This is a genomic window from Silvimonas sp. JCM 19000 (assembly GCF_054652575.1).
Genome location: NZ_BAAIHC010000005.1, coordinates 26,307 through 41,931, shown reverse-complemented (window position 1 = coordinate 41,931; position 15,625 = coordinate 26,307). Strand labels below are relative to the sequence as shown.

Annotated in this window: 14 protein-coding genes; 10 read left to right on the top strand and 4 right to left on the bottom strand. The window is 60.2% G+C overall.

Annotated elements, in window-relative coordinates; translation table 11 throughout:
* Positions 1 to 275: 275 nt before the first annotated feature.
* The 4 genes from ACYQ1A_RS06505 to ACYQ1A_RS06490 all read left to right on the top strand — a co-directional run bounded on the left by ACYQ1A_RS06505 (position 276) and on the right by ACYQ1A_RS06490 (position 3,837).
* Positions 276 to 644, top strand: coding sequence for a response regulator (locus tag ACYQ1A_RS06505; protein ID WP_499361141.1), 369 nt, complete (start codon positions 276 to 278; stop codon positions 642 to 644).
* On the top strand, positions 641 to 1,249 hold the full coding sequence (locus ACYQ1A_RS06500; RefSeq protein ID WP_499361140.1) for a chemotaxis protein CheC: 609 nt from the start codon (positions 641 to 643) through the stop codon (positions 1,247 to 1,249). Before ACYQ1A_RS06505 ends, ACYQ1A_RS06500 begins: the two co-directional genes overlap by 4 nt.
* A gap of 269 nt (positions 1,250 to 1,518) precedes the next feature.
* Entirely contained in the window at positions 1,519 to 3,336 is a 1,818-nt protein-coding gene (locus ACYQ1A_RS06495) for a sensor domain-containing diguanylate cyclase (protein ID WP_499361138.1), read from the top strand.
* A gap of 15 nt (positions 3,337 to 3,351) precedes the next feature.
* Positions 3,352 to 3,837, top strand: a complete 486-nt coding sequence (locus ACYQ1A_RS06490; protein ID WP_062224959.1) for a metallophosphoesterase family protein — start codon at positions 3,352 to 3,354, stop codon at positions 3,835 to 3,837.
* Between the two features lie 101 nt (positions 3,838 to 3,938).
* On the opposite strand, the gene ACYQ1A_RS06485 is transcribed toward ACYQ1A_RS06490, so the two are convergent.
* The 3 genes from ACYQ1A_RS06485 to ACYQ1A_RS06475 all read right to left on the bottom strand — a co-directional run bounded on the left by ACYQ1A_RS06485 (position 3,939) and on the right by ACYQ1A_RS06475 (position 6,458).
* Positions 3,939 to 5,303, bottom strand: coding sequence for a glycerophosphodiester phosphodiesterase family protein (locus ACYQ1A_RS06485; protein ID WP_499361137.1), 1,365 nt, complete (start codon positions 5,301 to 5,303; stop codon positions 3,939 to 3,941).
* 146 nt (positions 5,304 to 5,449) lie between these two features.
* A complete protein-coding gene (locus ACYQ1A_RS06480; protein WP_499361135.1) occupies positions 5,450 to 6,112 on the bottom strand; it encodes a glutathione S-transferase family protein in 663 nt (220 codons plus the stop codon).
* Between the two features lie 34 nt (positions 6,113 to 6,146).
* Positions 6,147 to 6,458, bottom strand: coding sequence for a c-type cytochrome (locus tag ACYQ1A_RS06475; protein WP_499361133.1), 312 nt, complete (start codon positions 6,456 to 6,458; stop codon positions 6,147 to 6,149).
* Positions 6,459 to 6,577: 119 nt separating this feature from the next.
* On the opposite strand from ACYQ1A_RS06475, the gene cysG reads away from it, so the two are divergent.
* From cysG to clpB, 3 genes are all read left to right on the top strand, one after another.
* The gene (gene cysG, locus ACYQ1A_RS06470; protein WP_499361132.1) at positions 6,578 to 7,978 is read left to right on the top strand and encodes a siroheme synthase CysG; all 1,401 of its coding nucleotides are present in this window, start codon (positions 6,578 to 6,580) and stop codon (positions 7,976 to 7,978) included.
* 161 nt (positions 7,979 to 8,139) lie between these two features.
* Positions 8,140 to 9,444, top strand: a complete 1,305-nt coding sequence (locus ACYQ1A_RS06465; RefSeq protein ID WP_499361131.1) for a GGDEF domain-containing protein — start codon at positions 8,140 to 8,142, stop codon at positions 9,442 to 9,444.
* A gap of 168 nt (positions 9,445 to 9,612) precedes the next feature.
* Positions 9,613 to 12,195 (top strand): ATP-dependent chaperone ClpB, encoded by a 2,583-nt coding sequence (gene clpB, locus ACYQ1A_RS06460; protein ID WP_499361129.1) that lies wholly within the window; start codon positions 9,613 to 9,615, stop codon positions 12,193 to 12,195.
* 73 nt (positions 12,196 to 12,268) lie between these two features.
* Here clpB and ACYQ1A_RS06455 read toward each other — a convergent pair whose 3' ends face one another.
* A complete protein-coding gene (locus ACYQ1A_RS06455; protein ID WP_499361128.1) occupies positions 12,269 to 12,982 on the bottom strand; it encodes an autoinducer binding domain-containing protein in 714 nt (237 codons plus the stop codon).
* Between the two features lie 114 nt (positions 12,983 to 13,096).
* Here ACYQ1A_RS06455 and ACYQ1A_RS06450 point away from each other — a divergent pair, with 114 nt between their 5' ends.
* Genes ACYQ1A_RS06450 through ACYQ1A_RS06440 form a run of 3 tightly spaced genes read left to right on the top strand, consistent with a single transcriptional unit; the run spans position 13,097 to position 15,585 of the window.
* Complete coding sequence (locus ACYQ1A_RS06450; RefSeq protein WP_499361126.1) at positions 13,097 to 13,483, top strand: DUF4902 domain-containing protein; 387 nt, start codon at positions 13,097 to 13,099, stop codon at positions 13,481 to 13,483.
* Between the two features lie 11 nt (positions 13,484 to 13,494).
* Positions 13,495 to 14,196 carry an acyl-homoserine-lactone synthase gene (locus ACYQ1A_RS06445; RefSeq protein ID WP_499361124.1) on the top strand — a complete coding sequence of 234 codons (702 nt, stop codon included), beginning with the start codon at positions 13,495 to 13,497 and terminating at the stop codon, positions 14,194 to 14,196.
* Between the two features lie 36 nt (positions 14,197 to 14,232).
* Entirely contained in the window at positions 14,233 to 15,585 is a 1,353-nt protein-coding gene (locus tag ACYQ1A_RS06440) for a hypothetical protein (RefSeq protein WP_499361123.1), read from the top strand.
* Positions 15,586 to 15,625: the final 40 nt, after the last annotated feature.

Below are 15,625 nucleotides of genomic sequence, written 5' to 3'. Positions count from 1 at the left end.
CGGTTTCCGCACATCCGGCGCAAACGTCCGTCGGTCGCCACCGCCGGGTGGGATGCTGACACGCGCAAGCTACACTTACCAGTCAGTCATGGACAGCAAGGCATGCCTTGCTATAAAAACGCTGCCACAACAAACCAGAACAAGCGCTTTTCGCCATGCTCAGGCCATGCCCACAAGGCTGAAACAAACGCCTGTCTGCCGCTACCAGGAGCGCTCCCGGTTGAAGCAGAACCATAAACAGCCAAGCATGGCGCAACGAAAAAAAGGGAAGCTGTATGCCACTTTCAATTCTCGTGGCGGATGATTCATCGATTGCCCGCAAGATGCTGATCAAGGCTTTGCCCCCGCATTGGGACATCAGCATCAGCCAGGCCGCGGACGGCCAACAGGCGCTGGCCGCCTGCCGTCAGGGCGATATCGACGTAATGTTTCTCGACTTGACCATGCCTGTGCTCGACGGCTATGCCGTACTGCAAGCACACCGCGATGAAGATCTGAACGGTCTGATCATCGTGGTCTCGGCCGACATCCAGGAACAAGCCCAGATTCGCGTACGCGACCTGGGCGCCATCGCATTCATCCAGAAGCCGGTCGACGCCGGCAAGATCGAGCGTGTGCTCAAAGAATACGGAATTCAATTATGAGCACCGACTTGCTTAGCGAAGACCAGCGCGAGGCGCTGCAAGAACTCGTCAATATCGGCATGGGCCAGGCCGGCGCCTCGATTGCGCAAGTGCTGGATGAGTTTGTCAAACTGTCGATCCCGCGAATTTCTTCGGTGGCGGCCTGCAATCTGTCGCAGGAAATCGTGCGCCTGGTGGGCGACGCCGATGTCTCCGCCATACGCCAGGCGTTTACTACCGAATTCCGTGGCGAAGCCATTGTGGTGTATCCGGAACAAAGCATGGCCGGGCTACACGAGGTGATGGGCTATGACGCCGGCACCAAAGAAAACAAGGGCGAAATCCTGCTGGATATCGGCAATATCCTGGTCGGCGCCTGCGTGGGCGGCATTGCCAATTTGCTGGGCATGCTCAGCGCCTTCTCCGCCCCCACGCTGATCGCCGATCAGACCCCGGCTTATCGCTTGCTCAAACCCGAACACATACAGGCCCGCGTGGCGCTGCTGGTCGAGGTTTACTTTGTGCTGGAAGAACGCGACTTCCGCTGCCATCTGATCATCCTGATGCCGGAAACCGACATCCTGGCCCTCGGCCAGGCGCTCGACCGTTTTGTCGACGGCATTTAAGCGCCGCAACGCATACGGTGGGTCTAGACCCACCATTCAAAGCCACGAACAAGAACGCAACCATGGCGGGCTTGATCAATGGCCTTGGGGGTGGGTATTGACCCAACCTATGCGTTCCGCGCTGCGACACGGCGTAGTCGCAACACAGCGTTGTCTCCTGGCCGTTCCGCCTCGCAACGGATATAACTAAGGCACAAGCAACCGGCGCACCCGCCGCCGCTGGAGATCTCCGTGCCCTGCTCTATTTGCCCTGGCGTTTTGTCTTTCGCATGATCCCCGCCCCGATTCCCGCCAATGATGCCGCCCGCGTGCAGGCGCTGCGTGCGCTGGCCATGCTTGATGCTGGCCCGGACGCCACGCTGGACCGCGCCACGCGGCTGGCGGCGCGTTTGATGCAGACACCGCATGCGCTGGTCACGCTGGTTGATGCCGACCGGCAGATTTTCAAAGCGCGGCATGATTGCGATCTGACCGGGTCGGAACGTGCCATTTCGTTTTGCGGCCACGCCATCGTGCAAGACCAGCCGCTGGTGGTGACCGACGCCCTGCTCGATCCGCGCTTTTCTGATAACCCGCTGGTGCTCGGCCCGCCTTCCATCCGCTTCTACGCCGGGGTACCGCTCTATACGCTGGAGCGTTACGCCATCGGCACGCTATGCGTATTCGATACCGAACCGCATATTCCGGATGCCGCCAGCCTGGACGCGCTGACTGATCTGGCGCGCTTGCTGCAGCAATCGATCAATCTGCGCGAACTGGAATTGCGCAAGACGGTGCAGCACAGCGACGTCCTCAAGCAAGTGCAGGATGAAGTGGTGCGGCGGCAAAAACGCCTGGCCGATACGCTGGAGACCGCACTCGAAGCCTTTATCGGCACCGCGCAGGATGGCCGCATTCTGGCGTGGAACCACGCGGCAACCGAGCTCACTGGCTGGAGCGCGGACGAAGTCAGAGGCAAACGCTATCAAGATATCTTGCTGATTCCGGAAGACCGTCTGGCCGCCGCCAGCGCGCGCGATGAATTTATTCGCGAGGGCCGCAGCAGCCGGTCCGCGCGGCGCGAAACCGAAGTCTTGCGCAAAGACGGCAGCCGCATCGCAGTCGAAATGACGGTCAACCCCATCGCCGATGGCGGCGACATTTTGTTCAACCTGTTCATGCACGACATCTCGGCGCGCAAGCATGCTGAAAACGCCCTGCGCGAAAGCCGCGAAGAGCTGCAGACCATTGCCGACAATCTGCCCGTGCTGATCGGCTATATCGACGCGGATTACCGCGTCGGCTACGTCAACGCCATCTGGAAAGACTGGTTTGGCAAATCGCCCGCCGAAGTAAATGGTCGCCCGCTAGACCAGGCCATCGGCCCCGAACTATGGGCGCGCGCCCGGCCCTTGCTGGATAAAGGGCTGCAGGGGCTGAAACTGGCGTTTGAATCCACTGTGCCCATCCTGCACGGTGAACGCACGCTGCGCCTGACAGTGATTCCGGATGACGACCACCAGGGCAATACGCGCGGCGTGTACATGATGATCATCGACATCAGTGACCGCAAACGGCTGGAAGAACGCCTGCAGCGCGAGGCGCTGGAAGACCCGCTTACCGGCCTGCCCAACCGCCGCGCCATCCTGCGGCGCATCGAAGAAGCCTGCGTGCGGCAAAGCCGTCATCCCAGCCCGGTGGCGCTGTTTTTTCTGGATCTGGATGGCTTTAAAGGCGTCAACGACCGCTTTGGCCACGACGCTGGCGACGAAGTGCTGCGCGAATTTGCCCGCCGCCTGCGCGAAGCCGTGCGCGCCAATGACACCGTGGCGCGGCTGGCCGGCGATGAGTTCACCGTCTTGCTGGAAGACCTGCACGACGAGCATGATGCCGCCCAGGTGGCCAGCAAGATTGTCGGCGTGATGCGCGCGCCGTTTCTGTTGCATGGCGAAGTACTGCACCTGTCGACCAGCATCGGCATTGCCATGCGTATGCCGCACCAACCGGCCAATCCTGGCGCATTGATCGATGCGGCAGATGCCGCCATGTATGCGGTCAAACGCGCCGGCAAAAACAACTACGGCTTTGCTGCGGAAGGCGATAGCTAGAACACGGACACAAGCATGCGGATTGGTTTGATCTCTGACACTCACAACTTGCTGCGGGCCGAAGCGCTGGCGTGGCTGGCCGGGTGTGACCATTTGATCCACGCGGGCGATATCGGCAGCGCCCAGATTCTGGACACCCTGCGCACCCTGGCGCCGCTGACCGTGGTGCGCGGCAATAACGATATGGCGGCGTGGGCGGATACGATCGCCCCGCAAGCAACGGTCGAACTGGGCGGCGTCAGCTTTCTGGCCGTGCACGACAGCGCCGACGTGCCGCGCCCACTACCCGCGGACATCCGCGTGGTGGTCACTGGGCACTCGCACAAGCCGCTGATTCGTGACGCGGGCGGCGTGCTGTTCGTTAATCCCGGCAGCGCCGGGCCGCGCCGGTTTTCGTTGCCGATTTCCGCAGGCGAGGTGCGGATCAGCCACGGCCGGCTCACCGTGCGGACATGGGATCTGATCGCCAACCAGCCCCTGGCCGAACACCCCATTCCATAGGCTGGGCCACGACCCACCACCCCAAGCCGCCAGGCAGAACATCGTCGCCATGCTGTTCTGCGCCGCCGCTTTAAAAAGTGGGTCACGACCCATACCCGCGCTTACTGGCGCATGGTCTTCAGATAGCTATCGCGTGAGGCCACGGCGGTATTGGTGAAGTCAGTAAACACGCCATCCACCCCCAGTTGAAAGAACTTCTGATATTCCGCATCCGGACTGCCCTGATACGAGCCAGCCAGATATTTCGCTTCATTGCGGAAGGTAAACACATGCACAAACAAGCCCGCCGCGTGCGCATCCTTGATCAGCGAGGTGGCCGGTTGCGCGCTGGCTTGCGTGGTTGAGCCGGTAAAGGGCGTGCCGTCGGCGTTGCTGTCGCCTGGCCACGGCGTAATCTTCAACGGCACGATCATTGGCTTCCACGGACCGATGCCGTCGGCGTAGGTCTTGATCTCGGCCAGACCTGCCGGGGTGAGCATGGCATCAAACCAGCGCGGATCGCCTGCAATCGTCCAGTCGTAGGGGCGGCTATCGGTGATCTCGTTGTACACCACGCTGCCGTCTTTCAGGTTGACGTCCCACGCATCAATCAGCTGCACCACCCGCGTGTTCAAGCCGTGGCTGCGCATGTATTTGAGGCTGCCGGGTTCAAAGCTTTGCACAAAGACCGCAGCAGTTTTGCTGTTGAGATTGTTGTCGTTCAGGATCTTGATCAGCGCGTCTTCCAGCGGATGGCTACCCGCCACGCCGCAGCCATTGGCGATGGCTTGCTCATTATTCCAGGTCGGGTTTTTGGTCTCGGGATAAACCGCAATCGGGCGGCCGTATTGCGCGCTTTTGGCCTTGGCGATGTTGATGATTTCCTGAAAAGTCAGTACCGGATACAGGCCGTTGTACTGGCTGGGGCGCTCGCTGGCGGCATCGTAAGTGGTGCCACCAATCAGCTTGAGTTCGGCCGCGGTAAAGTCGGTAATCGACCAGTCATTGGTGTGGTCTTCGCCATCCACAATCAGTGACTTGAGCACAGATTTCGGGTCATTCGGGTCGGTCAGATCCACCAGATATTGCGCGGGCCCACTGGTTGGCGTGGTCGGCCAGCTCACATTGACCAGGCGGCCAGGCACCGTGCGTTTGCGCGCCGCAAAATCCGCGTTGGTGGCAGCGACCGCGGCGATATTGGTGTTGTCGCTCAGCCACGGATTGTGGCGTGCCACCAGCACACAGTCTTTGCTCAGGTGCAGATCTTCTTCCAGCGCGTCGGCGCCATCATCGGCCGCCAGTTCGTACGACGGTTGGGTTTCTTCCGGGCGCAGGCCAGGCAAACCGCGATGGCCTATGACCATGGGCTTTTGCCCGTCCAGCGTGGGCAGCGTGGCGGAATCGTTGCCTTCGCCGCAGGCGGCAAGCAAGGCGGCGGACAGGCAGGCAGACAACAGCGCCAGGCGGCGCAAGTGCGGGTAGGTCATCGAGTCGCTCCAGATGCGTTTTTTAATGGCGCAGTCATTGAGCAACAGTTTCATGACAGTTTGACGATACGGCGCGTTACAACCGTGCTGCAGTACCGATGCAATCGGCCCATCGATATAAGGCGTTTCTGCAGGCGTTGCGGGCCTCAGGCCAGATCGGGTGGGCCTTCCGGTGGCCAGTAGCGGGTCTGGATTTCCGCCATCACCCCGGTCTGTTCGATCTTGAGCAGCAGCGCCAGAAAATCCGGCCGACTTTGCGCCAGATGTTTACGCGCACCGGTCCACTTCGACAGGATGGCCGCCATGATATCGAGCGCATTCAGTTGGGCGCCGCCCAGCCACGGCGCGTCCGGCGTGGGCTGATAGAACATATCGGCAAAGGCATCCCATAAAAATCCGGCGCGCGCTTGCGTGCCTTTGCGGATGCGGGCGATATCGTCTGCCGTGGCGTTATCGCACCAGCGTTCGGGATAATCATTGATGCCGGTGGCGGCGTAGTTATTCGCGGCCATATACACCAGGCCGCGCAGGGTGCGCGCCCGCGCGGCGGCGGCTTGCGGCAGCAACTGGCTGTCGGGGTGGCGTAATCCAAGTTCGATCAGGATGGCGGCGCTTTCGGACATCACGGTGCCATCCGGCAAGACCAGTGTGGGTATCTGTACCAGCGGATTCAGTCGGGCCAGTTCGTCACGGCCCGGACCCGCATCCCACGAGGCGGCGTCAACATTGCGATATTCCACGCCGATGATTTCAAGCGCTGCAGCGACCACCGCCGCGCCAGAACCGGTTGTGCCGTACAGGGTATACATCAACGCCTCCTCACTCTTGCCGGGGCGCTGCGCTTTATTTGCGGCTCAGCACCCAGGTGACCAGTTGCCTGGCTTCATCCTCGGTCACCGGGTTTGCCGGCATCGGCACCGGGCCCCAATCGCCCTGGCTGCCATTACGTACCCGGCCCGCCAGATAGGCCAATGCGTCTTTGCGACCTTTGTATCGAGCCGCAACATCTTTATAGGCCGGGCCGACCACCTTGTGGTCAACGGCATGACAGGCCAGGCAGTTTTTGGCTTGCGCCAGCGCCTCCGGGTCCGCTGCCACAGCGGGGGTGGCGACCAGGCCAGCCAGCAGCAGCAAGGGCAGTAAGCGACGATTCATTTTGATAATCCTTTTTGAGTGTGGGCCGGTGCGGTGGCCGGGATGGTTTAAAATGGCCGCGCACGCACCCTGACCGACATCCCATCGTCATACTTTGATCTGGATCATTACCGCTCGTTATGGATACCTTTCCGCTGTTTCTCAATCTGCAAAAACAACACGCGCTGGTCGTCGGCGGCGGTGAAGTGGCTTTGCGCAAATGTCGTCTGCTATTGAGCGCGGGCGCCACTGTGCAGGTGGTGGCCCCCACCCTGGTGGCCGAACTGGCGCAATGGGCAGCCGATGGGCAAGTGACATGGTTGGCGCGGGATTATCAAACAGCCGATGTGATTGGACAGCGGGTAGTCATTGCCGCCACCGATGACACCCCGGTCAACGAGCAGGTGTTCACCGACTGCGAAGCGCGCGGCATTCTGGTCAATGTGGTCGACAATCCGGCGCTGTGCCGGTTTATCGTGCCGGCGTTGATCGACCGCTCGCCCTTGCAGATTGCCATTTCCACCGGCGGCCGCGCCCCGGTGCTGGCGCGCTTGATCCGCACCCGCCTCGAAGCGCTGTTACCGCAAGGCTATGGCACGCTGGCGCGCCTGGCCGGTGATTTGCGTGACGCGGTCAAAGCCCGCTTTGGCGACAACGAACGTGCGCGGCGGCGCTTTTGGCAAAGTGCGCTGGAAGGCCCGGCCGCCGAGCAGGCGCTGGCGGGTGATGTCGAAGCCGCGCTGGCGCAATTGCAGACGCAACTGGCCAGCGCCGACGAGGGCGAACTCAATCGCGGCGCGGTTTATCTGGTCGGCGCCGGCCCCGGCAATCCGGATCTGCTCACCTTTCGCGCACTGCGTTTGATGCAACAGGCCGATGTGGTGCTGTATGACAATCTGGTCTCGCCCGCCATCGTCGAGCTGGTGCGGCGCGATGCCGAGCGCATTTACGTGGGCAAAAAGGCCAGCAACCACGCACTGCCGCAACAGGACATCAACGCCCTGCTGGTCACGCTGGCGCAGCAAGGCAAGACCGTAGTGCGGCTGAAGGGGGGCGATCCGTTTATTTTTGGTCGCGGCGGTGAAGAAATCGAAGAACTGGCGCAGCACGGCGTGCCGTTTGAGGTGGTACCGGGCATTACCTCGGCGGCCGGGGCTTCGTGTTACGCCGGTATCCCCTTGACGCATCGTGATCATGCGCAATCGGTCACGCTGGTGACCGGCCATCGCCGCGAAGGCGAAATCGAGCTGGACTGGCCGCGTTTGACCAATCCCAACGAAACCGTAGTGGTGTATATGGGCGTAGCGCAGGCGCCGCGGCTGTGCGCGCAGCTGATCAGCCACGGTCGCGCCGCCGACACCCCTGCCGCCGTCGTGCAGCAGGCCACGCTGCCGCAACAACGCGTGCTGATCGGCACGTTGGCGAGCTTGCCGCAACAAATTATCGAGGCGCAAATCAAGCCGCCAGCGCTGATCATCATCGGCAACGTGGTGAGCCTGGCCGACAAGCTGGCGTGGTATCGCGCGCAGCATGCGACCTGAGTTGTTGTAAGCAGGCCGCATTTGTCTGCCGAGTTTCGGCGTGTATACGCCAACCAGCACGCCGCACATGCTCAAATTGCGCGCGACCTTTATGATGCTGGCATAGCTGCACGCCACGTCGTGCCGCCTCATAACAATCATTTATCGCGCTCAGGCAAAGCATGGCTCACGACGTAGGCAAACTGCGTTATGTGATGGCGGGACTGATCTTGCTCACGCTGGTGTTGCTGGGCTGGCAACACTGGGGCATGAACCGCCGTCTGGACATCAGCCCGCAAACTGGATATCGGTACAGCGTCACGGACGACCGCCCCGAGGGCGACTCCATCGCGCAATTTTTTGGCGCTGCACACGGCGGTCGCCTTGAATGCAGCGTGGGCAGCAAAGCCGCCAGCCCGTATTGCCAGCTGGATATCCGCACTGACAGTCTGGCGCATGGCGTTGATCTGTCGGCCTATGACTCGGTTTATCTCGAAGCTAGTTATCACGGCCCGGGCAGCCATCGCCTGCGTTTGTTCCTGCGCAACTTTGATCTGGCGCAATCGCGTGCCGATAACGAAAACAGCTGGAAGCTGAACGAACTCGACATCACCCCCGACCCTGCCGCCGAGCCCGATCACATCAGCATTCCCTTGCGCAATATGAATGTGAACTCAGCATGGCTGGCTGATAACCAGGTCGCGGCCGACTACGCAGCGGTGGATTTATCCAATGTGGTGATGTTGCAGATTGCCACGCCCGGCCTGCGCGAGCCGGGCCTGCATACCATCGACATCAAGGCATTGGCTTTCCGCGGCAAATGGATCAGCCGCGAAGCCTTGCTCTTGCTGATTGTGGCGGTGTGGGCGGGTGCCGCGCTGATCTATCTGTTACTCGGCCTGCATCGGGTCCGGCAGAACCTGGCCGCCAGCCGCGCGCGCCAACAAGAACTGGAAGCGATGAATATCTCGCTCGAAATCCAGAACCTGCGCATCGAAGAAGCCGCGCGCCGCGATCCGCTCACAGGCGCGCGCAATCGCGCCGGCATACGCGACGAACTGGTGCGCGAAATGAAAAAAGCGCGCAAAGGCGTCGATACCTTCTCCATCCTGTTTATTGATCTGGACCACTTCAAACGCATCAACGACGAACGCGGCCACGGCGTGGGCGATGCGGTGCTGAAGCAACTGGTACGTGAACTGGGCAGCCAGATTCGCCATAGCGATTATCTGGTGCGCTGGGGCGGCGAGGAATTCATGCTGATCTGTACCAATACGCCGTTTGAAGCGGCGACACGGCTAGCAGAAAAACTGCGTTTACATATAGGCGCCGCGCAATGGCCCGAAGCCCTGGCGGTGACCGCCAGCTTTGGCGTGACCACTTATGCCGCGCCGGAAGCGCTCTCCGCCGCGCTGGCCCGCGCCGACGCAGCGCTGTACCAGGCCAAACACAACGGCCGCAACCGCGTGGTGGGCCACGCACCATAACCCCCAGCCCGGCCACGGCCCGCGCGGGCCATGCCCACCCCAGGCTGCCGCGCGCATAGCGCAGAGCCTGACCCTGACCGCAGCGCGGTCTTTTCTGACTGCTCGCTTGAAAAGCGTCCGGTGGTGCCCATCTTTTGGTCAATTGCACGACTTACCAGAGGGCCAATCATGCGCTTTGACAAACTCACAACCAAATTTCAACAAGCCTTTGCCGACGCCCAAAGCCTGGCGCTGGGCAATGACAATGCCTATATCGAGCCGCAACATTTGCTGCTGGCTTTGCTTAACGATGCCGATTCCGGCATCCCCGCCCTGCTCGCTCGCACTGGCGTCAATGCCCAGCCGCTGAAGCAGGCGCTCACGCAGTCGATCGAACGTTTGCCCAAGGTGGAAGGCAACGGCGGCGAGATCACCGTATCGCGTGATCTGGCCAACCTGCTTAATCTGACCGACAAAGCCGCGACCAAACGTGGCGATCAATTCATCTCCAGCGATCTGTTTATCTTGGCGCTGGCCGATGACAAAGGCGACACCGCGCGCTTGTTCAAGCAGCACGGTGGCAACAAGGCCGCCATCGAAGCCGCGATTGAAGCCGTGCGCGGCGGTGCGGGCGTGGATAGCGCCGATGCCGACCAGAAGCGTGAAGCACTGACTAAATACACCACCGATCTGACCGAACGTGCGCGCCAAGGCAAGCTCGACCCGGTGATCGGCCGGGACGATGAAATCCGCCGCGCCATCCAGGTATTGCAACGCCGCACCAAAAACAACCCGGTGCTGATCGGCGAACCTGGCGTGGGCAAAACCGCCATTGTCGAAGGCCTGGCGCAACGCATTATCAACGGCGAAGTGCCGGATTCGCTCAAGCACAAACGCGTGCTGGTGCTCGATCTGGCGTCCTTGCTGGCTGGCGCCAAATATCGCGGCGAGTTTGAAGAACGCCTGAAGGCCGTGCTGAGCGAACTGGCCAAGGACGAAGGCAGCACCATCATCTTTATCGATGAAATCCACACGCTGGTGGGTGCGGGTAAAGCGGAAGGCGCCATGGACGCCGGCAATATGCTCAAGCCTGCCCTCGCGCGCGGCGAACTGCATTGCATCGGCGCCACCACGCTGGATGAATATCGCCAGAACATCGAAAAAGATGCCGCACTGGAACGGCGCTTCCAGAAAGTGCTGGTGGAAGAGCCCAGCGTGGAAGACACCATCGCCATCCTGCGCGGCTTGCAAGAAAAGTATGAGATACACCATGGCGTCGAGATCACCGATCCGGCCATCGTGGCAGCGGCCGAACTAAGCCATCGCTATATCACCGACCGTTTCTTGCCCGATAAAGCCATTGATTTGATTGACGAAGCCGCGTCGCGCATCAAGATCGAAATCGACAGCAAGCCGGAGGTAATGGACAAGCTGGACCGCCGCATTATCCAGCTCAAGATTGAACGCGAAGCCGTCAAACGCGAGAAGGATGAGGCCAGCCAACGCCGGCTGGGTCTGATCGAAACCGAGATTGGCGAGCTGGAAAAAGAGTATTCCGACCTTGAAGAAATCTGGAAGGCCGAGAAAGCCGCCGTATTGGGCAGCCAGTCGATCAAGGAAGAAATCGAGCAGGTTAAATTGGCGATGGACACCGCGCGCCGAGCCGGCGAATGGGACAAGGCCTCCGAGCTGCAATACGGCAAGTTGCCGGAGCTGGAAGCACGTCTGCACGCCGCCGAAGCGGCCGAGGGCAGCGCCAACACGCCAAACAAATTGCTGCGCACGCAAGTGGGCGCGGAAGAAATCGCCGAAGTGGTCAGCCGCGCTACAGGTATTCCGGTGAGCAAGATGATGCAAGGCGAGCGCGACAAATTGCTGCGCATGGAAGACGCGCTGCATAAACGCGTGGTGGGCCAGGATGAGGCCGTGCGCCTGGTCTCCGATGCCATCCGCCGTTCGCGCTCGGGCCTGGCTGATCCTAACAAGCCGTATGGTTCGTTCTTGTTCCTCGGCCCCACTGGCGTCGGCAAGACCGAACTGACCAAGGCGCTGGCGGAGTTTTTGTTTGATTCGGATGAGCACCTGATCCGCATCGACATGAGCGAATTTATGGAAAAGCACTCGGTCAGCCGCCTGATTGGCGCACCGCCGGGCTATGTCGGCTACGAAGAAGGCGGTTATCTGACCGAGGCCATCCGCCGCAAACCGTACAGCGTCATCCTGCTGGATGAAGTCGAAAAAGCACATCCGGACGTGTTTAACGTGCTGCTGCAAGTGCTGGACGACGGCCGCCTTACCGATGGCCAGGGCCGCACAGTCGATTTCAAGAATACGGTGATCGTGATGACGTCCAACCTGGGCTCGCAGCAAATCCAGGCCATGGCATCGGATGATTATCAGGTGGTGAAACTGGCGGTGCTGGCCGAAGTTAAAACGCATTTCCGGCCCGAGTTTATTAACCGGATTGACGAAGTGGTGGTGTTCCACGCGCTGGACCAATCGCAGATCCGCAATATCGCGCGCTTCCAGCTGGGCCGCCTGCAACAACGGCTGGCGCAAATGGAAATCGGGCTGGAAGTGAGCGACGCCGCGCTCGAAGTGGTGGCCGACGCGGGCTTCGATCCGGTGTATGGCGCCCGTCCGCTGAAACGCGCCATCCAGAGCGAAATCGAAAACCCCTTGGCCAAGCAATTGCTGGCAGGCGAGTTTGCCGCCAAGGATACGATCAAGGTGGACGCCAACGGCTCGCGTATGGTGTTTAGCAAGGTGTAATGCGTTTATTTTTGAATAAGCAAAGCCCGATGGCGCAAACCATCGGGCTTTTTTCTGGCACCCGGCTGCCGCTTTATCCCAGCAAGCCCAGCTTGACCATTTTGACCGCCGCATCCGTCTTGTTGACCGCGTTGAGTTTGGTCATCGAGTTCTTGATATGGAATTTGACCGTGCGCTCGTCGATGGCCAGGATCATGCCGATCTCGGAATAGGTTTTGCCCGCAGCGGTCCACCGCATGACTTCTCTTTCCCGCACCGTCAGTTCTTGCCGGCTTTCCGGCACGTAGCGTGCCATCAGCAGCGAGTTGATCGAGCCCTGTACCGCATGGGTCAGATAGGACATCCGCACTTCTTTGGCGTCCAGCTCGCTTTGCTCGATCTGCTCACCCGAGCGCACAAACGACATCATGCCCACATCGCCGCGCAGGCCGCGCACGGGCATGCACCAGCCTTGTGACAGCTGATGTTGCTCCGCTTCTTCCCAGAATTCGTTTTTAAGTTTGAGGCGACTGCTGGCCCACACCAGCGGCTCGGTGCGGGTTAGCCCATGCTGCACGGTGGGGTCAACCTGAAAGTAATTCCGACTGACGTATGCGGTTTCCCATGCCGCCGGATAATTCGAATACAGCACAAAGCGTTGATTGCTGACAGGCAATGGGAGGCGCACACCGTAGGAGCTATATTCAAAACCCAATTGGCTTACGAGTTTGCCCGCGATTCTAAAAACGTCTTCGGCCGTCGTTGCCTCGGCAACAACATTCAGATAATGCTCTCTCCAGGTCACCATTTAATTTTATTGCCCCAATGGACAGTTACATTATTAGCGTGGCATTGACTACGATAAGAACCTGGTCACGACCAGAATCCTGACTTTGATCCTGATTCAATCGCGAGAAAATATATGAAATTGCTAATCCCGGACGGCCTGGTACGTATCGGCTATGCGGACCTTGCAAATTTTTGCTTTCAGCCCTACCTGGCCTGGCAAGATGCCTGTCTATCTGGCGAGTTGCAACATCAGGGCCTGCCCGCCGTGCTTGCCGGTTACTCGGAATGGATCAGCTACCAAAGCCCGCAACCCTTATCCATAGGCTGGGCGTGGTTTTCCTGCGAGTACGGCACCTACAGCCTGGCCCCGTGTGGTTTTTCGACCAATCTGATGCTCTGCGATTGCGCGGGTTACGATCTGGGGCAACAACGCACCGAGGCCATGCTTGATCTCTGGCTTAAAACACAAGACTGGCAGAATAAAACCAGAATCCTGGTCGATTCAACCATGGGCATTTAATCCACGTTTTGATGTTGCTTTTTTACCTGCCCAAAATGGCAGCTTTTTATCGCACCATTTTGCGAACTCTAATTGGGACACTTCAACTTCCATTGAAACTCCCGATGTTACAACTTGTAACTGGCACCAAAAAAACCATAGGCCCGCAGGCAGAGTTAAATCTGGCGCAGTATCGATACCGGATATTTTTTGAAAAGATGGGCTGGCCATTACCGGTTGAAAATGGCCTGGAGCGCGACGACTTTGATCGCAGCGACACCGTCTACGTGGTGGCCCACGGCCCCTCCGGCGACGTCTGTGGCTGTGGGCGCCTGCTGCCCACGCATACTTCTTATCTGTTGAAAGAAGTGTTTCCCGAACTGGTGGGCGAAATGCCCCTGCCCTGTGACCCCCGAATCTGGGAGCTGTCGCGCTTTGCCATCAGCCCGCCCGCAGGCATGGCGCTGTCCGCGCCAGAAGCCTGGGCAAACACCTGTCGCTTGATGTCCGGCATTGTGCGCACCGCGCTCGAGCACGGCGCAGAAAAGCTGATTGCATTCTCTGCAGTGGGCAATGAACGCTTGCTCAAGCGCATGGGCGTCAGCGTGCAACGCATTGCCGCGCCACGTTTGATAGACGACAAACCGGTGGTGGCCTTCTGGATAGACATCGATGCCAGGACCCGGCAATCACTGGGCCTGACTGGCCTGGATTCGGCCCGCCTGAATGACTGACGCCTGCCTGCACCGAGGTCTGAAGGATATCCGGATATGCAATTTCTAGATGAACCCGCCAACGCGCAGTGGCAGCACTACCTTAGTCAGCAGCGCCTGACTGCAGCCGAAGCCGTGGCCGCTTTTAAAGCGGCGCAGGCGCGTGCGGGCGAGCCACTGCAGAACATCGTTTTTCCGCCGCCTTTGTTTACCCGGTCGACCATCAGCGCACTGGCGCAGGCTTCGACCGAACTGGTGCGCATACTGATGTCTTTGCCCGAACGTATTTTTGGCGGGGATATCGCTGCCATGCTGGCGTTTCAGGGCATTCCCGCCGCCGAAGCCCGTTTTATCCAGCATTTCTGTAGCCCTAAGTTATTGAATGCCGCCCGCGCGTTTGCACGGCCGGACTTTTTGCTGACCGAAGCGGGCTTTAGCGCGGTTGAGATCAACGTCGGCTCCGCGCTGGGCGGTATCGGTTTTTGCGACGGAATTGCGGCGGGGTTTCTCGCGGATCAGTATCACCAGCATTTGACCGCACAAAACGTCCAGTGCCGGGCGGCACCGATGCTGCAAACCTGGCTGGCGGCGATCCGGGCGCTCCTGCCCACCGCCGTGGCCAACAAAGCCGCGCCGCTGTTTTTTGAAGCCATGGTCGACCCGCAGGACTTGCAGTCGCCGTTGCTGGGTCATGCTTACCTGGTCAAATCCTTGCGCGAGCACGGTTTTGCCTATGCCAACGGGCTGGCGCAAGACCTGACGTTTCGCGAGGACGGTGTTTTTTATGGCGATCGCCAGGTCGATATCGTCTACGGCATGTTTACCTATGCCGAAATGCGTGCCTTGCACGTCGCACCCGATTTTCTGTATCGCCTGGCGGAAGCAGACGCAAAGCAGCAGGTGGCCATGATCGCGCCGCCGGCAAATATGCTGTTCGATAACAAAGCCAACCTTGAGCTACTGAGCGCCAGCCAGTTTGCAGACTATTACTCGCCCGCCGAGCGCGCGCTGCTGGCGCGTCTGGTCCCCGCCACCTTCCGCCTGCACGAGGCAAGCATGCAGCGTGCCCTGGCCCAGCGGGACGCGTGGGTGCTGAAACCTGCGGCCGACTACGGCGGTGCAGCCGTGACCATCGGCGCCAATGTGACCGATCTGGCCTGGCTGCAGATCCTGCACGCTGCGCTGGTCTCGGGCAGCCCGTATGTACTGCAAGAAAAAATACCCACCTTATGGAGCTACGCCAGCGCTGCCCACGCGGCAGGGCAACGGTTTTTTGTTTGCCTCGGGCCGATGGTGTTTGGTGGCCAATATGGCGGCGCCTTGCTGCGCCAGACGCCACTGACGCCGCATATCCCGGTCATTAATGTGCGACAAGGCGCGTCGGCGGGCGTGGCGCTGGCCACTGGCTAAGCCAGCCCGCGCGGCCGCTGCGCAAGGCCCCGGCCACGGT